The organism is Rhodococcus sp. Leaf225 (assembly GCF_001426145.1).
Taxonomy (GTDB): Bacteria; Actinomycetota; Actinomycetes; order Mycobacteriales; family Mycobacteriaceae; genus Rhodococcoides.
Genome location: NZ_LMRN01000021.1, coordinates 400,664 through 424,163 on the forward strand (window position 1 = coordinate 400,664; position 23,500 = coordinate 424,163).

The following is a 23,500-nucleotide window of genomic DNA, read 5'->3' on the forward strand; positions in this document are numbered from 1 at the left end:
TCTGACGCTGCCTCACCGTCTGACGACGGCCGACCGCTCGACGGCTGCCGCGAGGTAGGCATCGGGATCGACGCCGAACGGGTTGTCCCGCAAGCCCTCCGCGATGACGTCGCGGTAGCGGTCGGCCGGCACTCCGCGTTCTCGCACGTGGCTCGACGTCAGAGTCATCGCCGGGACGCCGCGTTCTCGCACGTGGCTCGACGTCAGAGTCATCGCCGGGACGCCGTCGATGTCGTCCAGGCGCAGCGCCGCGTCGTACTTGCCGCGGTGCGGCTCGGGCGACACCTCGACCGGCAGCAGCGCCCACGCTCCCGGCCGTGTCGGTAGGGACGCGCGGACGTCGAGTGTCTGCTCCGTCTGCGCGTTCTCCACCGTCGAGATGTGGTCGAGGGCGGCCCAGTCGAGCAGGTAGGCGCGGGCGATGCTGTCGGAGTCGGGGGAGGGTGTGAGCGAGAGGAACGCGGACGCTCCGGTCCACCGGGCCGAGACGCCGGCGAAGTACACCGCATGCGGCACGGTGATCCACCGGTGTTCGCGAGGAAGCGAGAGTGTCCGCGGGGCGGCGTGCGCACCGAATCTGCTGTCGGCCGCGGAGCCGCCCAAGTAGGCGTCGAGGCGTGCGGGCAGGGTGTTCGAGCCGTAGCCGACGTACCAGACGAGTTCGTGACTGTTCACAGGGACGGACGGTACCGTCGGATCGTCACGTCGAACTCGACCGAGAGGGATGATCCCATGATCACGAACTTCATCAACGCCGTGCTCGAACTCGTCGGTGGCATCGCCGCCGGAAGCAGCGGTCTCTACCTGGCCCCCGGTGTCCTGCCGTTCGGTTCCTGACATACGGCCGGACCACACGAACGCCGACGGGGCGCCCACGTGGAGTGGGCGCCCCGTCGGTGTCTGTCCGTGATCAGTGTCGGGTGCGGAACCGCTCGGTCGCGCCGAGGGCCCACCACAGCGTCACGCCGACAGCGGCGGAGGTGAGGACTGCCGTCTGCATGCTGACTGTCAGTGCGAGAGCGGCGAAGAGGATGACGGCGACCATGATGCTCTCGAGCTTGTAGAGCGGCCAGTCGGTGCCGGCCACGTCCACGGTACGAACGCTCGTCGAGTGCCGCGGGCGTGTGAACTGCAGGTCGACCGTGGTCATATTCGCCTCCCGAACCATTCGTGTTCCGTGTGCCGTGCGTTGGTCCCCAGGCTACACGTACATGGAAGTTAGGGCGACCGAAACCTCCTGATCACCCTGCGGATGGTTGCCGGAGACCGCCGAGGTGTGTGTACTGGGATCATGCCGCTGCACGGAGAGTACGAGCCGAGTCCGTCCACCTGGGCCGCCGATCAGGCCGACCTGTACGAGAGCTCGGGAGGGACCGAGGGCACCGAGATGCGGGGGATGCCCGTCATCCTCCTCACGACCATCGGGAACAAGACGGGCAAGCTCCGTCGGACCCCTCTGATGCGCGTGGAGCACGACGGTGCGTACGCCGCCGTCGCGTCGCTCGGCGGCGCGCCGAAGCACCCCGTCTGGTACTTCAACGTGCTCGCGAACCCCCACGTCGAACTGCGGGACAAGACCGAGAAGTGGGACATGGTCGCGCGCGAGGTCCACGGCGAGGAGAAGGCGCAGTGGTGGGAGCGCGCGGTCGCGGCCTACCCCGACTACGCGGACTACCAGAAGAAGACTGACCGCGAGATCCCTGTCTTCGTGCTCGAGCGGGCCTGAGCGCAGATTCGTCACCCCCGCCGGCGGCCGCTCCGCAGGTGAGGGTGGGTCGGTGGTCGTCGCACCACCGTGGCAGCATGTCCGTGTGACCGAGACGACGAGCCGTACCGACGCCGCTGCGCCGACCGCAGACGACATCGATGCCGCGGCCGTCCGGCTGCGGGACGTGGCCACCCGCACCCCGCTCGAGTTCTGCGAGCGGTTGTCCGAGCAGACGGGTGCGCGGATCCACCTCAAGCGCGAGGATCTCCAGCGCGTGCGCTCGTACAAGTTGCGCGGCGCGTACAACCTCATGCTGCAACTCGACGACGACGAGCGCGCGGTCGGTGTCGTGGCGGCGAGCGCCGGCAATCACGCGCAGGGTGTCGCGTTCGCGTGTCGGGCGCTCGGCATCCGCGGTCGCATCTACGTGCCGACCAACACCCCGAAGCAGAAGCGCGATCGCATCGCCTTCCACGGCGGCGACATGGTGCAGGTGATCAGCGTCGGCTCCACCTTCGATGCGGCCGCGGCGGCCGCCCTCGCCGACGTCCGCACCACCGGTGCCACCATCGTGCCGCCGTTCGACGACCCGAGAACCGCGGCGGGACAGGGAACCATCGCCGCGGAGATCCTGGAGCAGCTCGGTGCCGCTCCGGACGTCGTCGTGGTCGCGGTGGGCGGTGGTGGGTGCATGACGGGCATGTCGGCCTACCTCGCCGAGCGGTCGCCGAACACCTCCGTCGTCGGTGCGGAGCCCACCGGCGCCGCATCCATGGCGGCGGCGCTCATGGCCGGCGGCCCCGTCACACTCGACGAGATCGACCCGTTCGTCGACGGCGCCGCCGTGCGCCGGATCGGCGATCTCCCGTACCGGGTCGTGTCGTCGCTCGGCGCGACCGTCGCCTCGCATGCCTCGGTGACGGTCGGTGCGGGCCACGACGGACGCGGGTCGGTGGTGGTCACGCAGGTGGACGAGGGTGCCATCTGCACCGCGATGCTGGATCTGTACCAGAGTGAGGGCATCATCGCCGAACCCGCCGGAGCGCTGTCGGTGGCCGCGCTGTCGCAGATCGACATCCCGGCCGGCTCGTCCGTCGTGTGCCTGATCTCGGGCGGTAACAACGACGTCTCGCGCTACGGGGAGATTCTCGAACGGTCGCTCGTGCACAAGGGGCTCAAGCACTACTTCCTCGTCGATTTCCCGCAGGAGCCGGGCGCACTGCGCACGTTCCTCGACGTCGTTCTCGGTCCGGAGGACGACGTGACGCTGTTCGAGTACGTCAAGCGCAACAACCGCGAGACGGGTGCCGCGCTGGTGGGTATCGAGCTCGGTTCGGCCGCGGGCCTGTCGTCCCTCCTCGAGCGGATGGAGACGTCGCCGATGCACGTCGAGCATCTCGAGCCCGGGTCTCCCGCATACCGCTACCTGACCTGAGTCATCCGGCCGACCCCTGACCGCTCGGGTCGACACTGCTCGAACCGCCACCGAGGAGCCGTTCGACCACGTCACGGTGCAGGTCGGGCGGCGTGTGGGGGAGGCCGAGCAGCGCGGCGAGGTAGATGCCGTCGCCCACCAGCCGCACGATCTCGGCCTGCACCGGATCGGTCACCTCGCGCTGCAGCGCGCGGTCCCACATGCCCATGACGTCGATGACGGCCTGCTGCACCTCGCCGGGTCTGCCGTCGATGCTGCGCAGCGCGGCGAGAGTGGAGCGGTAGAGCGCCACCTCCTCGGCGGACGAGGCGTCCGGTGGCTGGAGATACCACTGCGCCAGCGAGGTGCCGGCGGCCTCCGCCTCGACGCGTTGGACGTCGGATCGTTCACCGAGGCGACGCACCAGCGCGGCCATCATCGCGTCCTTGCTGGGGAAGTGGTACAGCAGACCGCCTTTCGAGACGCCGGCCCGAGAGGCCACCGCCTCGAGGGTGGCCTTGTCCGCGCCGTCGTCGAGGAGCAGCGTCTCGAGGGCGTCCAGGATGCGGTCGCGTGTGTCGGCTGCCATGACACGCACTGTACCGGCCGGACGGTTGTTGCTACGCTGTCGGTGTCCGTCGACTGTACCGTCCGGACGGTAAACGAAAGAGGTGCCTCGTGTCCGTGTCCCCGGCAGCGTCCGTGCAGCCGAATCCCGACGATCTCGTACCGGCCGGCGCCACCCGCCGCGACTGGCTCGGTCTGGTGGTGCTGGCCGGTGCCGTGATGCTCATCGCCGTCGACGGCACCGTCCTCGACATCGCGCTGCCGTTCCTCAGCGCGGATCTCCGCCCGAGCAGCACCGAGCTGCTGTGGATCATCGACGTCTACTCGTTCGTCCTCGCCGGCCTGCTGGTCACCATGGGCACCGTCGGCGACCGCATCGGACGACGGCGGTTGCTCCTGATCGGCGCGGTCGGTTTCGGGCTGTCCTCGGTGCTCGCCGCCTTCGCGGTCGACCCCGCGATGATGATCGCGGCCCGTGTACTGCAGGGCATCTCGGGTGCCACGTTGATGCCCGCCACCCTGGGCCTGATCCGCACGATGTTCCAGGTGCGGCGTGAACGCACGCTCGCGATCGGTGTCTGGGGTGCCATGGCCGGCGGGGGCGCGGCGGCGGGTCCTCTGGTGGGCGGGTGGCTTCTCGAGCACTTCTGGTGGGGCTCGGTCTTCCTGATCAACGTGCCGATCATGATCGCGCTGGTCGTCGTCGGTCCGTTCACCATCCCGGAGTCCAAGGATCCGGAACCGGGCCGATTCGACGTACCCAGCGCCGCGCTGTCGATCCTGGCCATCGTTCCCGTCGTCTACGCGATCAAGGAGACCGCCGCTCACGGGCCGCACCCGTCGATGATTCCGGTCGCGCTGGTCGGTCTGGCCGCGGGCGCCGTCTTCGTCCGCCGGCAGGGCCGACTCGCCGCTCCGATGATCGACCTGACGCTGTTCGCGCAGCGTCGCTTCTCGACAGCCGTCGCGACGAACCTGCTGTCCGTCTTCGCACTGGCGGGAGTCCTGTTCTTCGGCTCGCAGTACCTGCAGTCGGTTCTCGGCACGTCCCCTCTGGAGGCCGGTCTGATCATGCTGCCGGGAACGGCGACGAGCATCGTCGCGTCGCTCGCCGCCGCACATCTCGTACGCCGATGGGAGGCGGGCACCGTTCTCGCCGTGGGACTCGGGGTCTCCGCGGCGGGGGCACTGCTCCTGACACGTCTCGGTCAGACCGACGGCATCGCCGTGTTCATGGCGTCGTTCGTCCTGGTCGGTGTCGGCGCGGGCCTCGCGCTGACGCTGACGTCGGATCTGGTGGTCGCCTCGGTTCCCGCGCCGCGCGCCGGCGCAGCGTCTGCGATCTCCGAGACGGCGTACGAACTCGGGATCGCCCTCGGCGTCGCGTTGCTCGGTTCGGTGGTGATGGCCGTGTTCCGTGGCGGTATCGACACGTCGGCGCTCGACCCGGACACCGCGTCGGGTGCCCGCGAGACCATCGGCGAGGCGGTCTCGCTCGCGCGGACGCTACCGGCGGATCTCGGTGACGCTCTGACCAGTTCGGCCGGCGCCGCCTTCGTCGACGGGATGCACGTCGCGGCGGTGGCCACCGCGATCGTGCTCGTCGCCAACGCTCTCCTCGTGGCTCTGGCTCTGCGTGGCTCGGACGCCGGCGACGCGCGGGCCGAGCCGGAGAGTCACTCCAACGGAACTCACTCCAGCACGACGAAGGAGTGACCCGGAACGGTCGTCGCCGACGCGGTCGCGTTCGGCGTCGGCTCGTCCCACCACAGCAGCGGTGAGCCGCCCACCGGCACTGTCACCGGCGAGTCGGTGAGGTTGCACGCGATGCTCAGACCACGGCCCGCGGTGGGGTGCGCCCGGTGGATCACGATCCATCGGGCGTCCTCGTCGTAGTCGACGTGCACGCCGGTCAACCACGGGTTCGTGATCTCGATGCGCTGGGCGCGCAACGCCAGAAGTGCTCGGTAGCAGTCGAGTACGCGGGCGTGATCACCCTCGGTCACCTCGTCCCAGTTCAGCTTCGAGTTCTCGAACGTCGCGGGATCCTGCGGGTCGGGGATGTCCTCGCTGTCCCACCCGTGGGACGCGAACTCGGCCTTGCGGCCCTTCGCGGTGGCCTCACCCAGCTCGGGTTCGGGATGGGAGGTGAAGAACTGGAACGGGGTGGAGGCGTCGAACTCCTCACCCATGAAGAGCATCGGGGTGAAGGGGGACAACAGGATCAGCGCCGCCTTGACCGCCAGCTGCCCCGGCGTGAGTGAGAAGCCGGGACGATCGCCGATTGCGCGGTTGCCCACCTGATCGTGCGTCGTGGTGTACGCGACGAGCGAGCTCGCCGGGAGCACCCGTCGGTCCAGGGGTCGACCGTGCACGCGGCCACGGAAGGTCGAATACGTCCCGGCGTGGAAGAAGCCCTGCGTGATGGTGGTCGCGAGGCACTGCATCGAGCCGAAGTCACCGAAGTAGCCCTGACGTTCGCCGGACACCGCTGCGTGCACGGCATGGTGGACGTCGTCGTCCCACTGGGCAGTGAGGCCGTACCCGCCGCCCGCCCGGGGAGTGATGAGCGTCGGGTCGTTGAGGTCACTCTCCGCGACCAGGCTCAGGGGTCGACCGACGTGCGCCGACAGGGCCTCGGTCTCCACGGCGAGCTGCTCGAGGATGTGGGTGGCCGTGGTGTCGGCCAGGGCGTGCACCGCATCGAGACGGAGCGCGTCCACGTGGAACTGCTCGAACCACCGCAGTGCGTTGTCGATGATGTAGCGACGCACCGTGTCCGACTCCGCGCCGGCCACGTTGACCGTCTGTCCCCAGGAGTTCGCACCCTCGGACATGTACGGGCCGAACTTCTCGAGGTAGTTGCCCGACGGACCCAGGTGGTTGTAGACCACGTCGAGCGTGACGGCCAGCCCCCGGGCGTGGCAGGCGTCGACGAACCGCTGGAAACCCTCCGGACCGCCGTAGCCCTCGTGGACGGTGTACCAGAGGACTCCGTCGTAGCCCCAGTTGTGTGTCCCGTTGAAACCGTTGACGGGCATGACCTCCACGAAGGTCACGCCGAGGTCGACGAGGTGATCGAGTCGGTCGATCGCCGCGTCGAACGTCCCCTCCGCGGTGAAGGTGCCGATGTGCAGTTCGTACAGCACGCCGCCCGCCAGCGGGCGACCCGTCCACGCGTCGTCGGTCCACACGAAGGTGTCCGCGGAGTACAGCGCCGACGCCTCGTGCACGCCGTCCGGCTGCCGCGGCGAGCGCGGATCCGGGATCACCGCATCGTCGTCGTCCAGGACGAAGCCGTACCGGGCACCGTCGGCGGCGGGCACCTCGGCGCTCCACCACCCGTCCTTCTCGGTCATCGGGTGCAGGTCGCCGTCGAGGTGCAGTCGGACCCGCTCGGGTGCGGGTGCCCAGACCGCGAACGTCCGGGGTCCAGTGGTGCGGGAAGCGGCGCGAACCGGAGTGCTCATGGACGCATCCTTACCCAGTAGCCGGGCCACCGACACCGGACCGGCGGGGGAGTTGCACCACACCCGGGTCGTCGGGTTCTGTCGCGGTGGTCGCGGTGAGTGCATGCTGGTGGTGTGGACGACGACATGCACGCCCGGTCCGACGACATCTACGAGCTCCCGATGTTCCCGCTCGGCTCGGTGGTACTTCCGGGGGACGACGTGCCGTTGCACGTGTTCGAGCCCCGCTACCGCGCGATGGTGCAGCACTGCCTGGACACCGAGTCGCACTTCGGGGTGGCGCTCATCGAGCGAGGCCACGAGGTCGGCGGCGGGGACGTGCGCGGCGTGGCCGCAGTGTCGACCCGGATCGACCGCGCCCTCCCCACACCGGACGGGCGCTTCGTGCTCGAGTGCCGCGGAGTCGACCGGATCCGCGTGCTGGAGTGGCTGCCGGACGATCCGTACCCGCGGGCGCGTGTCACCGCCTGGCCCGATCTCCCGGCGGGCGACGAATCGCTGGACGAGGTGTACGACCTCGTGCAGGAGCGCACCGACCGGCTGTTCGAGATCCTGACCGGCATCGCACGCTCGCGCGATCTGCCCACACCCGAGGCGCCGCGTGTCGACGCGGACGGAACGCGCTCCGTCGCCGAGGTCTGGGAGTTCGCGTCGTCCCTGCCGCTCGGCTCGTCCGATCGCGCGAAGGTGCTCGCGGCAGAAACGGTCGGACGACGACTCCACGTCCTCGCGACCGCTCTCGAGGACGTCATCGCGATCGCCGAGTTCTCCGCGCTGCCCGATCTCTGACCGTCCGACGACGCGGTCGGGGTCTCGATCCGACAGTCGTGGTCCGCGGTCGTTGCTCGCCCACTAGGGTTCTCGGGGCGGGGGTACGCAATCGACACAGGAGGACCCGAGTGGCTCACGAGCGAGCGGGACAACGGGCACAGGCATCGGATCTGGTCGATCTGTCGCATCTGGTGACGGCCTACTACAGCGTGAAGCCGGACGTCGAGAATCCCGATCAGCAGGTGGTCTTCGGTACCTCCGGACATCGTGGATCGTCCCTGGACGGCGCCTTCAACGAAGACCACATCGTGGCCACGACACAGGCCATCGTGGAGTACCGGTCCGCGCAGGGCACCACGGGACCGCTCTTCCTCGGTCGCGACACCCACGCGCTCTCCGAGCCCGCGTGGGTCACCGCCGTGGAAGTTCTCGCGGCCAACGACGTTGCGGTGCTGGTGGATTCGGCAGACCGCTACACACCCACCCCGGCGGTGAGCCACGCGATCCTGCGTCACAACGCCTCGGGTCCGTCGGCGCTCGCGGACGGCATCGTCGTCACGCCGTCCCACAACCCGCCGCGCGACGGCGGTTTCAAGTACAACCCGCCGAACGGTGGACCCGCCGACAGCGACGCCACCTCCGTGATCGCGGCGCGCGCCAACGAGATCCTGCGCTCCGGTGTGTCGTCCGTGAAGCGCGTGTCTCTGGCGTCGGCACTGGCCGTGTCCGTGCAGAAGTACGACTTCCTCACCAGGTACGTGGACGATCTCCCGTCCGTCGTCGACATCGATGCCATCCGGTCCGCGGGTGTGCGCATCGGCGCCGATCCGCTGGGCGGTGCGAGCGTCGACTACTGGGCGGCGATCGCCGAGCGACACCGCCTCGATCTGACCGTGGTCAACCCGCTCGTCGACGCGACATGGCGGTTCATGACCCTGGACACCGACGGCAAGATCCGGATGGACTGCTCGTCGCCCAACGCGATGGCGTCGTTGATCGGCGCCCGGCACGACTACGACGTGTCGACGGGCAACGACGCCGATGCGGACCGGCACGGCATCGTCACCCCCGACGGCGGACTGATGAACCCGAACCACTACCTCGCGGTGGCGATCGACTACCTGTTCTCGCACCGGCCGGGATGGCCCGCCGAGGCGGCGGTCGGCAAGACCCTCGTCAGTTCCTCGATGATCGACCGCGTCGTGGCCTCGCTCGGTCGCGCCCTGCTCGAGGTGCCCGTGGGGTTCAAGTGGTTCGTGCCCGGTCTCGTCTCCGGTGAGATCGGGTTCGGCGGCGAGGAGAGCGCCGGCGCCTCGTTCCTGCGGACGGACGGATCCGTCTGGACCACCGACAAGGACGGCATCATCCTGGCCCTGCTCGCCTCCGAGATCACCGCGGTGACCGGGAAGACACCGTCGACCCGCTACCGGGAGCTCACCGAGCAGTTCGGTGACCCGTCCTACGCACGCACCGATGCCCCCGCGACGCGCGAGCAGAAGGCCGTGTTGGCGAAGCTGTCGGCGGAGCAGGTCACCGCGACCACCCTGGCGGGGGAGGACATCACCGCCACGCTCACCTCGGCTCCCGGCAACGGGGCGGCTCTGGGCGGACTCAAGGTCACCACGGACAGCGCCTGGTTCGCCGCTCGGCCGTCGGGTACGGAGGACGTCTACAAGATCTACGCCGAGTCCTTCCGCGGTGCGGATCACCTCGCCGAGGTGCAGAGCGCCGCACGCGATCTCGTGTCGTCCGTCCTGACCGGGGAGTGAGCGCCGCAGCAGGGGCCGGTGCCGGGACGCGGGGGACCGCCCCCGATCCCACCCGCGACATCTGGATCCTCGTCTCGGCCGCGTTCGTCATCGCACTCGGCTTCGGCATCGTCGCGCCCGCGCTCCCGGGGTTCGCGCTCGCCTTCGGGGTCGACGAGTTCGCGGTCACCGTCATCATCAGTGCCTTCGCGGCGACACGGCTGATCTTCGCGCCCGCCAGCGGATCGCTCGTGCAGCGCATCGGCGAGCGCCGGGTCTACCTCACCGGTCTCGTCGTCGTCGCGGTGTCGACCGGGTTGTGCGCACTGGCCCAGACGTACTGGCAACTCCTCCTCTTCCGGTCGCTCGGCGGTATCGGGTCCACCATGTTCACCGTGTCCGCGCTGGGACTGCTCATCCGGATCGCCCCGCCCGATCGCCGCGGGCGCGTCTCCGGCATGTACGCGTCGAGCTTCCTGGCCGGCACAGTCCTGGGCCCGTTCGTGGGCGGCATCGTGCTCGGTGTCGGAGGTCTGCGGGCGCCGTTCGTCTTCTACGCCGTGACGCTGGTCGCGGCCGCCGCCGTCGTCGCGGTGGGCCTGCGAACACCCGCCGCGACCACGGAGGCCGATCGGGACGCGGCGGTCGTGCTGCGGTTCGCCGACGCCCTGCGCTCCCCGACGTACCGGTCGGCCCTGCTGTCCAACTTCGCCAACGGATGGGCGGTGTTCGGCGTGCGCACGGCCATCGTGCCGCTGTTCGTCGTCGCTGCGCTCGGACGCAGCGATTCCATGGCCGCCGTGGCCCTCGCGGTGTTCGCGGTGGGCAACGCGGTGGTGTTGGTGCCGGCGGGGCGATGGTCCGATCGGTACGGGCGCAAGCCGTTCCTCGTCGCCGGGCTCCTGCTGTGCGGCGCATCGACCGCGACCATGGGCATCTCGGGATCGACGGAGGTGTTCCTCGTGATCACCTTCGTCGCCGGGCTCGGGTCCGGGCTGATCACGCCGACCCAGCAGGCGGCGGTGGCCGACATGATCGGCTCCCGCGCCCGCGGAGGCCCCGTCCTCGCCGCATTCCAGATGGCCATGGACGTGGGCTCGGTCATCGGGCCGCTGGTCGCCGGTGTACTCGTGACGGAACTCTCCTACGCGGCCGCGTTCGGGACCTCGGGTGCCATCCTGCTGATCGCCGCGGTCGGCTGGATGGTGGTACCCGACACGCGGTCCGGGCGGGTGTCGCTGACCGGGAAGCCCAGCGCGGTGACGATCGATCCGGACGGCGTCTCAGGCGGTGCCGACACCGATGAGGGATCCGACGGCGTAGGTCGCCGCGACGGCGAGTGAGCCGAACAGCAGTTGGCGGAGCGCTCCGACGACGGTCGACCGCGAGGTGAAGTGTGCGGCGAGCGCGCCCGCGATCATGAGGCCCACTGCGCCGCACGCGAGCCCGAGGGCGAGGACGTCCGACCCCAGCAGGAACGGAATGATCGGAATGATCGCGCCGATCGAGAACAGGACGAAGGACGATCCGGCCGCCACCCACGGTGACGGCTTCTCGGTGGGGTCGACACCCAACTCCCGCGAGATGTGCAGATCCACGGCACGATCGGCGTCCGTGTGGATCTCGCGCGCGGCGACCGTGGCCGTCTCGGTCGACATGCCCATGTCGGTGAGCATGCCCACCAACTCCGCCTGTTCGGCCTCCGGGTACTTCGTGAACGCGGCGCGTTCGGTGGTCACCTCGGCATCGATCTGCTCGTTCTGGGTGGACACGGACGTGAACTCGCCGAGTGCCATCGAGAACGCTCCCGCGACGAGGCCGGCGATTCCGCTGAGGACCAGCGTGTGCGTCGAGACGCCCGCACCGCCGACACCCGCGATGAGCGAGGTGTTGGTCACCAGTCCGTCCATGGCCCCGAACGTGGCGGCCCGGAGCCAGCCTCCCGAGACGTCGGCGTGTGTGTGATCGATAACGTGGGGCAGGCCGGGCCCTCCCTCGACGGGCACGGCGGACGCCTGCGGATCACGGGGCTCGATGTGGGTCACGGGGCGAATGTACGCGCGCCGGAACGTCTCTACCAGCAAGCATTGGCATACCTGACATCCAGTTCTCAGCACACTGTCAGTCGCGCGTGACACAGTATTCGCGTGAATGCCTCGAAATCGTCGTCATCGAAATCGTCGAGCAAGTACACGCCACAGAAGTCGTCGAGCACGTCGACCTATGTTCTGGGCGGTCTCGCTCTCCTGGTCATCGCGGCCGTCGTCATCGGCGGAGTGTTGTGGCAGAACTCCCGCAGCCAGCCGCGCGCCGACGGATACGGGTCCGTGCAGAATGCGGCGGTCACCTCCTCGGTCGACGACGACGGCGTGGTGCGGCTGGGTCTCCCGGAGGCGACACGCACGGTCGACATCTACGAGGACGCGATGTGCCCGTACTGCGCCGAGTTGGAGAACACCTACGGCCAGGAACTCGCGCAGAAGATCGACGAGGGCACCATCGCGGTGCGCTATCACATGCTCGACTTCCTGAATCAGTTGTCGCCCAGCGGTGACTACAGCACCCGTGCGGCCGCCGCATCGCAGTGCGTCGCCGCCACGGGCGACGGGCCCGCCTACTCAGCATTCCACTCGGCCCTGTTCTCGCCGGACTTCCAGCCGGAGGAGAAGGGCAGCGCGGACCACACCGCCGACGAGCTCGCCGCCCGCGCCACGGAGGCGGGAGCCTCCGACGAGGCGGCACAGTGCATCACCGACGGAACGCGAGTGGCGGACGCCGCCACCGACGCTGCGACGGGTAGCGCGGCGCTCGCAGCTGCCGGCGCGCGAGGCACTCCCACCGTCATCGTGGACGGCGCGATCGTCGACACCACCACCAACGCCGCCTGGGTGTCCGATCTCGGCTGACGCTGATTTGGACCTCGTCGAACCGATGGTGTAACTTCGGTCGAGCGTTCTTCGAGCGGTGCGAAACACTCTTTCTCACGGTCAGAAGAGCACGGGGCTATGGCGCAGCTGGTAGCGCACCACACTGGCAGTGTGGGGGTCAGGGGTTCGAGTCCCCTTAGCTCCACCGAGTAACAGCTCCACCGAAGTTGGCAGACACGCGAAAGGCCCCGTACCGGTCAGGTACGGGGCCTTTCGCGTGTGATGTGGTGTCAGTGCGCTGCGTCGTACGCGCTCTGCACCTCGGAGGGAATGCGCCCGCGGCTCGACACCGTGAATCCCGCGTCCACGGCCCATTCGCGCACGGCCCTGGTCTGTTCGGGACTGCGTCGTCCCATCGGCTTCGTGCTGCGTCGTCCGCTGTGCGTTCCGGCCGACACCTTCGCCGCGTGCTCGATGTAATAACCCAGAACACGTCGGAACTCGGCGGCATTGTCGGGCCCGAGGTCGATCTCGTAGTGCGTGCCGTCGACCGCGAACGTGATGTGTTCGCCGTCGTCCTCGAGAGGTGTTCTGTCGATGTCGTCGACCAGCTGAACAACGACCTTCTTCGCCATGTCTTCTGCTTTCGTCGCTGAGCTCGGTTAATCACGCTTTGCCGAGACCATACCGTGTGAACCGCTCTTCCAATTCGGTCGGGGGCGCCGCGATACACGTCATTTTCTCGGGGCGCGGAGCCATTGTGCACGGATATCGCGATTCACGCTGTCCGGACTCGCGAACGGTCACGACGGGGTCACGGACGGCTACCGATCATCACACGTTCAACCAATTCGCCGTGCCATTCTTGGAAATCGCGAGAACATCGTGTCGGCGCACGTGCGCCGAGGTGGGAAGTGGGGCGTATGCGATCGTCGGTTGCACGACACTGTGGTGTCTCGATCCTCGCGGTCGCACTGGTCTCCGTGGCGGTCCCGCCGGGGGCCGCTGCGATCCCGGTGACACCGGACGCACCGCTCGCGGGCACCGTGATCTTCCTCGATCCCGGACACCAGGGAACGGGCCACGGGGAGAACCTCGCAGCGCAGGTGGACGACGGCCGGGGCGGTACGAAGGACTGCCAGACGAGCGGGATGACGGCGCTCGGCGGAACGCCGGAACACACCATCGTCTGGGACGTGTCGCAACTGGTGGCCTCGCGCCTCGAGAGTCTGGGTGCCGAGATCGTGCTGAGCCGGCCGGACGACACGGGATGGGGTGGGTGCATCACCGACCGTGCGCGGGCGGCGAGTGCATCGGGCGCCGCGGTGGCGGTGAGTGTTCACGCCGACTCCACCTCACTCCGGTCCGACGACGCGCATCACGGATTCCACGTCATCGTCCCGGCGCTGCCGGTGCCGTCCGCCGACGTCGACGAGGTGCAGTCCGGTGAGGGACGGCGTGCATCCACCGCCATGCGGGACGCGTACGAGCGAGCCGGATTCACCCCGGCGAACTATGCGGGGGTGGACGGGCTGCAGGTGCGATCCGACGTGGCCGCCCCCGCTCTCACGACCGTCCCCGTCGTCTTCCTCGAGATGGGCAACGGGTCGAACCCGTCGGATGCCGCCGAGCTCGAGAGTGCCGAGGGTCGCGCGTCCCATGCGGCGGCGATCGCGACCGGGATCGTCGATTTCGTGGCGGGAAGGCCGGAGGCCGGTCGGTGAGGGCGGGAAGGCCGGAGGCCGGTCGGTAGGGACGAACAGGTGGGGCCGGAGCCGGCTGACGTACCCTGACGCGGTGTCTCGCAGCGCTGTTCCGGTCGTTCTCGTCGCCGGGTACCTCGGATCCGGTAAGACGACGTTGCTCAACCATCTCCTCCGCCGCAATCACGGCATTCGAATCGGCGTGGTGGTCAACGACTTCGGCGCCGTGGACATCGACTCGATGCTGGTCGCCGGGCAGGTCGACTCGATGATCACCCTGGGCAACGGCTGTCTGTGTTGCGCCGTCGACACCGAGGATCTCGACGAGATGTTCGGAGCCCTCACCGCGACCAGTGCCGCCGTCGACGCGATCGTCGTCGAGGCCAGCGGTGTGGCGGAGCCACGTGCTCTCATCAGGATGGTCGTCGCGAGCACCGACTCGCGGATCCGGTACGGCGGCATGGTGATGGTCGTGGACGCCCTGCACGTACTCGAGTCGACGGCCCGGCACCAGCACCTCGCTCAGCATCTCGGACTCGCCGACCTGGTGGTGGTGAACAAAGCGGATGCGGTGGGACCCGGACGCATCGACGAGGTGCTCACGCTGGTGCGCGACGCGGCTCCCCCTGCCCCGACGGTGGTGACGTCGCACGGAGCCGTGGACGTGTCGCTCCTTCTCGATCCGCCGGAGCGCCCCGACGACGGGCCCCGGCAACTCGCGCTCGACGATCTGTTGCGGGAGCAGGACGATCCCCACGACCACCTGCACGCGAGTTACGAGACGTTCAGCGTCGAGACCAGCGACTGCCTCGATCCGCGGGCGTTCTTCGAGTTCCTCGAGAACCCGCCGCCGGGGCTGTACAGATCCAAGGGATTCGTTCGATTCGGCCGTGGCGCGGCGCGATTCGTCGTCCAGACGGTCGGCGTCCACATCGACGTCGAGACCGCCTCGTCCCGTGGAGACACCGCGCTGGTCTTCATAGGCTCGGGACTCGACGTCGCGGCGGCGCGTGCCCGGATCGAGGCGATGATCCGCACCGAGAGTGCGACCGACGCAGAATCACTCGTGGTGCACAGGTTCCTGCGCACCAGCGACCGCTAGAGCCCCACCCACTCGCTGGTGCCGCCGGGGAACTGCTGGCGCTTCCAGATCGGCACCTCGGTCTTGATGCGATCGACCAACGCCTGCAACGCTGCGAATGCTTCGGCGCGATGGGGAGACGCGACCGCGGCGACGAGAGCGGTGTCACCGATCGTCAGGTCGCCGACGCGATGCACGGCCGCCGTCGGCAGGCCGGACGACGCGGCCGCGTCCTCGCAGCAGCGACGCAGGAACTTCTCGGCGTCGGGGTGGGCTCGGTACTCGAGTGCCGACACCGACTCGCCGTGGTCGTGGTCGCGGACGACTCCCCAGAACACCAGCACGGCACCGTGTTCGGGACCCGAGACGGCGTCGGAGACATCCGCCGGATCGATCGGATCGCTCGAGATCCGGGCGAGAACCGTTGTCATTCGTGAGCACCGCCTCCGCGTACCTGGGCGACGAGATGGTCCACGATCGGATCCAGCACCGTCAGTCCGTCCTTCACTCCGCCGGGTGATCCGGGCAGGTTCACGATCACTGTCTTCCCAGCGACGCCCACCAACCCGCGGCTGATCGAGGCGTGCACGGTGGCTGCCAGTCCCGTACGTCGGATCTCCTCCGCGACGCCGGGTAGTTCGCGGTCGAGCAGTGGCCGGGTGGCGTCGGGTGTGGCGTCGGTGGGGGAGACGCCCGTGCCGCCGGTGCTGATGATCAGGGCGGGTCCGCCGGTGAGGGCGTCTCGTAAGCCCGCGGCCACGTCGGCGTCTGCCACCACGAGAGGCCCCCGAACGTCGAAACCGCGGTCACCGAGCCACGACACGATGCGCGGTCCCGTGGTGTCCTCGCGCGTCCCGGCTGCGCCGCCGGTGGACGCGACGACGACGACCGCAGTTCGATCACCGAGAGGCGTTGCTGTGGAGGAGGTGTCGGGCTGGTGGTTGTCGCGCGTCCACACGCCGCGCTTGCCACCCTCCTTGCGGATCAGACGCACCGACTCGATCGACGCTGCCGGATCCACGGCCTTGACCATGTCGTGCAGCGTGAGCCCGGCGATGGACACCGCCGTCAGTGCTTCCATCTCGACGCCCGTCCGCCCGGTCGTGACGGCTGTGGCCTCTATCGTGATCGTGTCGTCGGTGAAGCCGAAGGACACCGCGACCGAGGACAGCGGAAGCGGATGGCACAGCGGAATGAGATCGGACGTCCGCTTCGCTCCGGCGATGCCGGCGATGCGCGCGGTCGACAGGACATCGGCCTTCGGCATGCCGTCGGCACGCACCAGGGCGATCACGTCCCGAGTCGTCCGCAGGGACCCGGCGGCGACCGCGGTGCGCGTGGTCTCGCTCTTCCCGCTGACGTCGACCATGCGGGCCCGGCCGTCGGAGTCCAGGTGCGAGAGCCCTGTGGAGGAACTCCCGGATGAGTGCGCAGCGAATGAATCGTTCACAGCGGCCACACTCGCACACTGTTGCCCGCGGGCACCTCGACGGTGTCCGCGGGGACGTCGACCAAAACATCGGCGGCGGCCATCGACACCACCAGGTGCGACCCCGGTCCGGACGACACCACGACGCCGGTCTCCGTGAGTCGGCCCCGCAGGAACTGACGCCGTCCGGGCAGGGATCGGACTGCCACGTCGGCGATGCGCTCGGTGACGGTCGCGTCGGGGAGGCCCGAGAGCCTCCGGATCGCCGGACGGGCGAAGACGAGGTAAGACACCAGGGTGCTCACGGGATTGCCGGGGAAGCTGATCACCGGGGTGCCGTCGAGGTCGGTCCACCCCTGCGGCCCACCGGGCTGCATCGCGACGTGGGTGAAGGTTCCCCCGCGGGGGCCGAGCACGTCCCGGACCACCTCGAAGTCGCCCATCGACACACCCCCCGAGGTGATGATCACGTCCGCGTTCTCGGCGGCCTCGGACAGCATCGCGGAGAACTCGTCGGCGGTATCGGTACTGCGGCCGCGGAACGTCACCACGGCGCCGTCCGCGGTCACCGAGGTCGTGAGCGTGAGACCGTTCGAGTCGTACAGCTGACCGGGTCCGAGTGCACTGCCCGCCTCGACGAGTTCGGCGCCGGTCGCGATGACCGCGACCCGCAGCCGGGGGCGGACGGTGACGTCGGATCGGCCGACGGCCGTGAGAGCGCCGAGGTGACGGGGGCCGAGCGTCGTGCCGGCCGGGACGACGACCGACCCCGCCGCGATGTCGCTGCCCTGCTCCCGCACGTACTCACCCGAGCGCCGTGAGCCGAGGACGCGGACACCGTCCCCGTCCATCTCGGTGTCCTCGACGGGGATCACCGCGTCGGCGCCCTCGGGTACCGGAGCGCCGGTCATGATCTTGCGTGCCGTGCCCGACCGATGCCGTTCGTCCCCGGCGTCGCCGGCGGCGAGAACGCCGGTGACCGGCAGTGTGACCGGTACGCGGGCAACCGATTCCGCGTCGACCGCGTATCCGTCCATCTGGGAGTTCCGGAAGTTGGGGACGTCGATGAGGGCCTCGATGTCCGCGTGCGTCACGCGGCCGAGCGCATCGGTGAGCGGAACCGTCTCCGGGGGGCGAGCGGACCACGCGCGGGTGATCATCTCGTCGATCCGAACGGCGTGATCCTCGACCGAGCGTGCCGACGTCGTGTGCGCATGGCCCATGCGGTCATCCTAGAGCGGGAATGAGGACGGTCGGGTTCCCGTTGCCCCGAACGGGCATACTGACGTGAACGGCGAGTGGAGGTGATCGGATGACGACGGTGAGCATGGGAATTCCCAGCCTGCCCGGTGTCGTGCGCGCGCCGTCCATGGTCGGCCGTCCGGACGTTCCGCACCTGCTGGACAGTTTCGGTCGCATCGCGCGGGACCTGCGCATCTCGGTCACCGAGAAGTGCTCGCTGCGATGCACCTACTGCATGCCGGCCGAGGGGCTGCCGAACCTGGAGTTCGAACAGCTGCTCACCGCGCAGGAGATCGCCCGCCTCGTCGGCGTCGCCGATCGACTCCTCGGTGTGCGCGAGGTCCGCTTCACCGGCGGCGAGCCGTTGGTCCGCAAGGACATCGTGGACATCATCGCCCTGACCTCTCAGCACGCACCCGGTGTCGAACTGTCGATGACCACCAACGGCATCGGCCTCGAACGCCGAGCGGAGCGTCTTCGCGAGGCGGGTCTGACCCGGGTCAACGTCTCTCTCGACACGATCGACCGCAAGCACTTCGCATCGTTGACCCGGCGGGACCGGCTGCCCGCTGTGCTCGGCGGCATCGACGGGGCCCTGGCGGCCGGACTGACACCGGTCAAGATCAACGCCGTTCTCATGCGCGAGACTCTGCACGGCGCTCAGGACCTGGTGCAGTGGTGCCTGGACCGAGGTGTCGATCTGCGGTTCATCGAGCAGATGCCGCTCGACGCCGACCGGGAGTGGGCGCGCTCGACGATGGTGTCGGCGGCGGAACTGCTCGATCTGCTCGGGGAGCGGTTCACGCTCACCGAGATCGGCCGTACCGATCCGTCCGCGCCCGCAGAGGAGTGGACCGTGAACGGTGGCCCCGCCACGGTGGGCATCATCGCCTCGGTCACCCGGTCCTTCTGCGCCGACTGCGACCGGACCCGGTTGACGGCGGAGGGGACCGTGCGGTCCTGCCTGTTCAGCGACTCCGAGACCGATTTGCGGCTGGCATTGCGCGGGGGTGCGACCGACGAGGAGATCGCGGACCTCTGGCGTGGAGCGATGTGGAACAAGTGGGCCGGCCACGGGATGGAACGTGAGGACTTCGTGCCGCCGGAACGTTCGATGGGTGCCATCGGTGGTTGAGTCCGTGACGGTGGACGTGCGGTACTTCGCGGGGGCCGCGGACGCTGCGGGCACCACGCAGGAGTCGTACGACCTGAGGGTCGGCGCGACCGTGGCGGACGTGAAGTCGGCGCTGCGTGGACGCCACGGGCAGAAACTGAATCGTGTGCTGGACGTGGCGGTGTTCCTCATCGGCGACGAGATGGTCCGCGACGAGGCCTACCCCGTCGGCTCCCGGATCGACGTCCTCCCGCCCTTCGCCGGCGGCTAGAGATGGCGTTCGTCAAACGGCGTGAGGACGCGCATCCCGACTTCTTCGCCGCCGAGGCTGCAGGTCTGCGGTGGCTCGCCGACGGGGGAGCGCCTACGGTCGACGTCCTCGAGGTCGCGGCCGACCACATCGTTCTCGAACGCCTCGACTCCGTCCGGCCGACGCCGGACGCTGCTCGCCGCTTCGGCGCACTGCTCGCCCGCACCCACGACAGCGGTGCCCCCCGGTTCGGCTCGCCGCCTGCAGGTTTCGACGGAACGCTGTTCATCGGATCGCGCACCCTGTCGTCGGTGGAGCACGACCGCTGGGGTGAGTTCTACGCGCAGGAACGGGTGCTGCCGTATCTCCGTGTCGCGGTCGACGCCGGCACGGTCACGCGGGACGAGGCCGACCTCGTGGAGCGTGCCTGCTCCGTCGTCGCGGACGGGTCGTTCGACTCGACCGACCCTCCGGCGCGTCTGCACGGCGACCTGTGGACCGGCAACGTGCTCTGGACGCCCGGCGGCGTGACGCTCATCGACCCCGCGGCGCACGGCGGACACCGCGAGACGGACCTCGCCATGCTGTCTCTCTTCGGCTGTCCGCACCTCGAGCACCTTCTCGACGGCTATCAGGAGCAGCACGAGCTCGCTCCGGGTGCCGAGGAACGGGTGCCTCTGCATCAGCTGCATCCCCTCGCAGTGCACGCGGCGGGTCACGGCCGGAGCTACGGCGTGGCACTGGCCGACGCCGCGACGCGGACCCTCGCGCTGGCCTGAGGTCAGGCGGAGGCGATGCGGCGGGCGAGATCCTCCCAGCCGTCGGCGAGGCGCTCGGTGGTCATTCCGGCGTCGCGATGCAGGTGCAGCACCAGAGTGGCCTCGAGCGGGGCGAGCAGCGCGTAGGCCAGCAACGTGACATCGCCCGACACGCCGATCTGCCGCAGCAGTGTGCTCACGTGGGTCAGGCCGACCGCGTGGGCGGGCGCGGAGAAGCGCGAGACGGGCGAGTTCTCGGCTGCCCGCAGCACCTCACCCTGCACGGCGACCAGGTCGAGGCGGGCACGGCCGAACGCGACGAGTCGATCGAGCGGTGGTGCGCCGGGGCCCAGCGGGGGAGGACCGAAGAGGAAGGCCTGTTGGAGTTCGGTCTCGGTGTGGTCCAGAAGAGCGAACATCAGACCCGCACGACTGCCGAACCGACGGAACACGGTGCCCTTGCCCACACCTGCGCGGGCTGCCACGGCGTCCATGGTGACGGAGTCCGCTCCGCGCTCGTCGACCAGCCCGATCGCGGCGTCGAGGAGCAGACGGCGGTTGCGCGCGGCGTCGCAGCGCTCGCTGTCGTCGGCCGCCATCGGCAGAGGGGCATGTGTCACACCGTCAGGATAGCGCGTCACGGAAGAAAGTGGACTACGGTCCGGTTGTAGATCACGGACACACTTCGTCGAAAGGACCCACCCATGAGTCGCGTCATCGCACTCGTCGGCAGCCTCCGCGCCGCCTCCATCACCCGTCGTCTCGCCGAGACCGCCGCGTCCGTCGCACCCGAGGGCGTCGAGGTCGTCATCCACGAGGGCCTCGGAGACCTTCCGTTCTACAACGAGGACATCGACACCCCCGAGTCGGTCGCCTCGCTCGACACCGTGACCGCTCTGCGCGCGGCCGTCCAGGACGCCGACGCCGTGTTGCTGCTCACGCCCGAGTACAACGGCACCATCCCCGCAGTACTCAAGAACGCCATCGACTGGCTCTCCCGCCCCTACGGCAGCGGCGCCATCTCCACCAAGCCGACCGCCGTCATCAGTTCCTCGCCGAGCTCGAACGGCGCCCGGTGGGCCAAGGAGGACACGGAGAAGGCGGCGCGGATCGCCGGCGCGAGCGTGCTCGACGACGTCGATCTCGCCATCGGTGGCGTGGTGGCCGCGATCGACGGGGGCCATCCCCGTGACAACTCACAGATCGCCGCGGACATCGCCGAGGTCGTCACGGCGCTCACCCGCGCGGAGCTCATCGACGCCTGAGGCTCGAGGCCCCGTCCGCAGCGCGGTCTCGCGACGCGCCCGAGGGGTCGCGACACGCCGGAATTTTTCGCGTCCGACCAGGTAATTCCACCAGTGTCATTACAAAGTGTGGTGTTGCCTTGCACTGTCGGACACTAGGTGTAGTGTCTTGAACACCGAGAGGCCACAACGGCTCGAGGCCCGCATCACCCCCTTTTCGGAGGGGTGGATGCGGGTCCGGCCCGGTCTCTCGGACAGGTTGTCAGTGGTGTGCACGGCAGAGTCGGCGGGTCTCGCTTTCTCCAGTGCGATCCCACAGCAGCAGTGCAGGACAGCTCTCGGGCGAACAGCGAGCGCATCCGGACACAGGATGCGGAGAAGAGGATTCATGAGCGCCACCACCGTCACCGTCTACACCAAGCCCGCCTGCGTGCAGTGCAAGGCCACGTACCGCGCTCTCGACAAAGAGGGCATCGAGTACGACGTCATCGACATCTCGCAGGATCCCGAGGCACGTGACTACGTCATGGCGCTCGGCTACCTGCAGGCACCTGTCGTCGTCGCAGGCGAGGACCACTGGTCCGGCTTCCGTCCCGACCGCATCAAGACCCTCGTCACCGCCGCTGCCTGAAGCGCGTCCGCCGCGCCTTCGGACGAGGAGGCCGGCTCGGGTGAGTTCCCGACTCACCGCTGACGGCCGACCCACCCGGTCCGCGCCGTCGCGAATGTCGAAGAAGTGCGCAGAGTCGGCGGAGGATGGAGCATCGTGTCCGAATCGCTGGTCTACTTCTCGAGCGTCTCGGAGAACACCCACCGGTTCGTGGAGAAGCTCGAGATTCCCGCGACGCGCATCCCCGTCCGCTATCCCCGCGACGACGTGGAGATCGACCGTCCGTACGTCCTGATCCTCCCGACCTACGGCGGCGGCACCACCGCGCTGGGGCGCGACACGAGTTACGTCCCCAAGCCCGTCATCCGGTTCCTCAACGACGAGCACAACCGGTCCCTCATCCGCGCCGTCATCGCCGCGGGCAACACCAACTTCGGCGATTCGTACTGTTTCGCCGGGGACGTGGTCTCGGCTAAATGTCAGGTCCCGTTCCTCTATCGCTTCGAAGTCATGGGTACCCCGGAGGACGTGGAGCGGGTCCGCACCGGACTCGCCGAGTTCTGGGACCGGCTCGACGCGACCTGCACCATCTGATCGTCCGCACCAGTACCGCCCATCATCGATCTCAGGAGTACGCACATGGCACCGACCATCACCGACTCGTCTCCCGCCGTGTCGCGCCGTGACGACTCGGAGCTCGACTATCACGCTCTGAACGCGATGCTCAACCTGTACGGGCCGAACGGCGAGATCCAGTTCGAGAAGGACCGGGACGCCGCGCGGGCGTACTTCCTGCAGCATGTCAACCAGAACACGGTCTTCTTCCACAACCTCGACGAGAAGCTCGACTACCTCGTGGAGGAGAACTACTACGAGGCAGAGGTTCTCGACCAGTACTCGCGATCCTTCGTCAAGGGTCTGATCGAGCACGCCTACTCGAAGAAGTTCCGGTTCCCCACCTTCCTGGGTGCGTTCAAGTACTACACGTCCTACACACTCAAGACGTTCGACGGGAAGCGCTACCTGGAGCGCTTCGAGGATCGGGTGTGCATGGTCGCGCTGACGCTGGCCGCCGGCAACGAGACTCTCGCGACCGACCTGGTCGACGAGATCATCGCCGGCCGCTTCCAGCCGGCCACTCCCACGTTCCTCAACTCGGGCAAGAAGCAGCGCGGCGAGCCCGTCTCCTGCTTCCTCCTGCGCATCGAGGACAACATGGAGTCCATCGGTCGCTCCATCAACTCGGCACTGCAACTGTCCAAGCGTGGTGGCGGAGTCGCGTTGCTGCTCAGCAACATTCGTGAATCCGGTGCGCCGATCAAGCGCATCGAGAACCAGTCGTCGGGCGTCATCCCCATCATGAAACTGCTCGAGGACTCGTTCTCGTACGCCAACCAGCTCGGAGCGCGGCAGGGCGCCGGCGCGGTGTACCTGCACGCGCACCACCCGGACATCTACAAGTTCCTCGACACCAAGCGCGAGAACGCCGACGAGAAGATCCGCATCAAGACGCTGTCCCTCGGC

General features: G+C 68.7%; 26 protein-coding genes and 1 tRNA gene. 17 read left to right on the forward strand and 10 right to left on the reverse strand.

Translation table 11 applies throughout. From position 1 onward, the window contains the following. Positions 1-12 precede the first annotated feature (12 nt). Positions 13-675, reverse strand: coding sequence for a hypothetical protein (locus ASG69_RS16990; RefSeq protein WP_056445540.1), 663 nt, complete (start codon positions 673-675; stop codon positions 13-15). Between the two features lie 235 nt (positions 676-910). Further along, entirely contained in the window at positions 911-1,150 is a 240-nt protein-coding gene (locus ASG69_RS16995) for a hypothetical protein (protein ID WP_027505874.1), read from the reverse strand. 141 nt (positions 1,151-1,291) lie between these two features. On the opposite strand from ASG69_RS16995, the gene ASG69_RS17000 reads away from it, so the two are divergent. Beyond that, the gene (locus ASG69_RS17000; RefSeq protein WP_027505875.1) at positions 1,292-1,726 is read left to right on the forward strand and encodes a nitroreductase family deazaflavin-dependent oxidoreductase; all 435 of its coding nucleotides are present in this window, start codon (positions 1,292-1,294) and stop codon (positions 1,724-1,726) included. Between the two features lie 85 nt (positions 1,727-1,811). Continuing rightward, positions 1,812-3,143 carry a threonine ammonia-lyase IlvA gene (gene ilvA, locus ASG69_RS17005; RefSeq protein ID WP_056445538.1) on the forward strand — a complete coding sequence of 444 codons (1,332 nt, stop codon included), beginning with the start codon at positions 1,812-1,814 and terminating at the stop codon, positions 3,141-3,143. Position 3,144: 1 nt separating this feature from the next. Here ilvA and ASG69_RS17010 read toward each other — a convergent pair whose 3' ends face one another. Next, complete coding sequence (locus ASG69_RS17010; RefSeq protein ID WP_056446231.1) at positions 3,145-3,711, reverse strand: TetR/AcrR family transcriptional regulator; 567 nt, start codon at positions 3,709-3,711, stop codon at positions 3,145-3,147. Positions 3,712-3,800: 89 nt separating this feature from the next. On the opposite strand from ASG69_RS17010, the gene ASG69_RS17015 reads away from it, so the two are divergent. Next, a complete protein-coding gene (locus ASG69_RS17015; protein WP_235578983.1) occupies positions 3,801-5,405 on the forward strand; it encodes an MFS transporter in 1,605 nt (534 codons plus the stop codon). On the opposite strand, the gene treZ is transcribed toward ASG69_RS17015, so the two are convergent. Further along, positions 5,381-7,159 carry a malto-oligosyltrehalose trehalohydrolase gene (gene treZ / locus ASG69_RS17020; RefSeq protein WP_082544555.1) on the reverse strand — a complete coding sequence of 593 codons (1,779 nt, stop codon included), beginning with the start codon at positions 7,157-7,159 and terminating at the stop codon, positions 5,381-5,383. The genes ASG69_RS17015 and treZ overlap by 25 nt on opposite strands. Positions 7,160-7,273: 114 nt before the next feature. Between treZ and ASG69_RS17025 the strand changes: the two genes are divergently transcribed. From ASG69_RS17025 to ASG69_RS17035, 3 genes are all read left to right on the forward strand, one after another. After that, positions 7,274-7,948, forward strand: coding sequence for an LON peptidase substrate-binding domain-containing protein (locus ASG69_RS17025; protein ID WP_056445535.1), 675 nt, complete (start codon positions 7,274-7,276; stop codon positions 7,946-7,948). A gap of 110 nt (positions 7,949-8,058) precedes the next feature. Continuing rightward, positions 8,059-9,699, forward strand: a complete 1,641-nt coding sequence (gene pgm, locus ASG69_RS17030) for a phosphoglucomutase (alpha-D-glucose-1,6-bisphosphate-dependent) (protein WP_056445532.1) — start codon at positions 8,059-8,061, stop codon at positions 9,697-9,699. Next, a complete protein-coding gene (locus ASG69_RS17035; RefSeq protein WP_082544516.1) occupies positions 9,696-11,021 on the forward strand; it encodes an MFS transporter in 1,326 nt (441 codons plus the stop codon). Before pgm ends, ASG69_RS17035 begins: the two co-directional genes overlap by 4 nt. Here ASG69_RS17035 and ASG69_RS17040 read toward each other — a convergent pair. Further along, positions 10,962-11,714 (reverse strand): VIT1/CCC1 transporter family protein, encoded by a 753-nt coding sequence (locus ASG69_RS17040; protein ID WP_414891728.1) that lies wholly within the window; start codon positions 11,712-11,714, stop codon positions 10,962-10,964. The two genes, ASG69_RS17035 and ASG69_RS17040, sit on opposite strands and share 60 nt — an antisense overlap. Positions 11,715-11,825: 111 nt before the next feature. On the opposite strand from ASG69_RS17040, the gene ASG69_RS17045 reads away from it, so the two are divergent. Continuing rightward, the gene (locus ASG69_RS17045; protein WP_056445528.1) at positions 11,826-12,584 is read left to right on the forward strand and encodes a DsbA family protein; all 759 of its coding nucleotides are present in this window, start codon (positions 11,826-11,828) and stop codon (positions 12,582-12,584) included. Between the two features lie 93 nt (positions 12,585-12,677). Continuing rightward, a tRNA-Ala gene (locus ASG69_RS17050) sits at positions 12,678-12,750 on the forward strand. Positions 12,751-12,835: 85 nt separating this feature from the next. Here the strand turns inward: ASG69_RS17050 and ASG69_RS17055 are convergent. Further along, positions 12,836-13,180 (reverse strand): histone-like nucleoid-structuring protein Lsr2, encoded by a 345-nt coding sequence (locus ASG69_RS17055; RefSeq protein WP_027505883.1) that lies wholly within the window; start codon positions 13,178-13,180, stop codon positions 12,836-12,838. A gap of 288 nt (positions 13,181-13,468) precedes the next feature. On the opposite strand from ASG69_RS17055, the gene ASG69_RS17060 reads away from it, so the two are divergent. Beyond that, positions 13,469-14,269, forward strand: a complete 801-nt coding sequence (locus tag ASG69_RS17060) for an N-acetylmuramoyl-L-alanine amidase (protein WP_051613375.1) — start codon at positions 13,469-13,471, stop codon at positions 14,267-14,269. Positions 14,270-14,342: 73 nt separating this feature from the next. Then, a complete protein-coding gene (locus ASG69_RS17065; RefSeq protein WP_027505884.1) occupies positions 14,343-15,350 on the forward strand; it encodes a CobW family GTP-binding protein in 1,008 nt (335 codons plus the stop codon). Here ASG69_RS17065 and ASG69_RS17070 read toward each other — a convergent pair. Genes ASG69_RS17070 through ASG69_RS17080 form a run of 3 tightly spaced genes read right to left on the reverse strand, consistent with a single transcriptional unit; the run spans position 15,347 to position 17,981 of the window. After that, positions 15,347-15,760 (reverse strand): molybdenum cofactor biosynthesis protein MoaE, encoded by a 414-nt coding sequence (locus tag ASG69_RS17070; protein WP_056445525.1) that lies wholly within the window; start codon positions 15,758-15,760, stop codon positions 15,347-15,349. The genes ASG69_RS17065 and ASG69_RS17070 overlap by 4 nt on opposite strands. Continuing rightward, positions 15,757-16,779 carry a bifunctional molybdenum cofactor biosynthesis protein MoaC/MoaB gene (gene moaCB / locus ASG69_RS17075; protein ID WP_268788582.1) on the reverse strand — a complete coding sequence of 341 codons (1,023 nt, stop codon included), beginning with the start codon at positions 16,777-16,779 and terminating at the stop codon, positions 15,757-15,759. Before moaCB ends, ASG69_RS17070 begins: the two co-directional genes overlap by 4 nt. Beyond that, the gene (locus tag ASG69_RS17080; protein WP_082544514.1) at positions 16,776-17,981 is read right to left on the reverse strand and encodes a molybdopterin molybdotransferase MoeA; all 1,206 of its coding nucleotides are present in this window, start codon (positions 17,979-17,981) and stop codon (positions 16,776-16,778) included. Before ASG69_RS17080 ends, moaCB begins: the two co-directional genes overlap by 4 nt. A gap of 89 nt (positions 17,982-18,070) precedes the next feature. Here ASG69_RS17080 and moaA point away from each other — a divergent pair, with 89 nt between their 5' ends. Genes moaA through ASG69_RS17095 form a run of 3 tightly spaced genes read left to right on the forward strand, consistent with a single transcriptional unit; the run spans position 18,071 to position 20,143 of the window. Continuing rightward, on the forward strand, positions 18,071-19,135 hold the full coding sequence (gene moaA, locus ASG69_RS17085) for a GTP 3',8-cyclase MoaA (RefSeq protein ID WP_056445517.1): 1,065 nt from the start codon (positions 18,071-18,073) through the stop codon (positions 19,133-19,135). Further along, a complete protein-coding gene (locus tag ASG69_RS17090) occupies positions 19,128-19,385 on the forward strand; it encodes a MoaD/ThiS family protein (protein WP_235578984.1) in 258 nt (85 codons plus the stop codon). The genes moaA and ASG69_RS17090 overlap by 8 nt, the downstream gene beginning before the upstream one ends. Before the next feature lie 2 nt (positions 19,386-19,387). Continuing rightward, the gene (locus ASG69_RS17095; RefSeq protein WP_056445513.1) at positions 19,388-20,143 is read left to right on the forward strand and encodes a fructosamine kinase family protein; all 756 of its coding nucleotides are present in this window, start codon (positions 19,388-19,390) and stop codon (positions 20,141-20,143) included. A 2-nt stretch (positions 20,144-20,145) separates the two neighbouring features. Here the strand turns inward: ASG69_RS17095 and ASG69_RS17100 are convergent, their stop codons facing one another. Beyond that, the gene (locus ASG69_RS17100; RefSeq protein WP_056446214.1) at positions 20,146-20,742 is read right to left on the reverse strand and encodes a TetR/AcrR family transcriptional regulator; all 597 of its coding nucleotides are present in this window, start codon (positions 20,740-20,742) and stop codon (positions 20,146-20,148) included. A gap of 84 nt (positions 20,743-20,826) precedes the next feature. Between ASG69_RS17100 and ASG69_RS17105 the strand changes: the two genes are divergently transcribed. The 4 genes from ASG69_RS17105 to ASG69_RS23130 form a co-directional block, all read left to right on the forward strand. Then, a complete protein-coding gene (locus ASG69_RS17105) occupies positions 20,827-21,387 on the forward strand; it encodes an NAD(P)H-dependent oxidoreductase (protein WP_056445509.1) in 561 nt (186 codons plus the stop codon). A gap of 367 nt (positions 21,388-21,754) precedes the next feature. Continuing rightward, a complete protein-coding gene (locus ASG69_RS17110; protein WP_027507048.1) occupies positions 21,755-21,997 on the forward strand; it encodes a redoxin NrdH in 243 nt (80 codons plus the stop codon). A 135-nt stretch (positions 21,998-22,132) separates the two neighbouring features. Continuing rightward, positions 22,133-22,570: a class Ib ribonucleoside-diphosphate reductase assembly flavoprotein NrdI gene (nrdI, locus tag ASG69_RS17115; protein ID WP_037187075.1), complete on the forward strand. Its 438-nt coding sequence runs from the start codon at positions 22,133-22,135 to the stop codon at positions 22,568-22,570. A gap of 45 nt (positions 22,571-22,615) precedes the next feature. Continuing rightward, the coding region (locus tag ASG69_RS23130) for a ribonucleotide reductase N-terminal alpha domain-containing protein (protein ID WP_327213052.1) at positions 22,616-23,500 on the forward strand (885 nt) is incomplete at its 3' end.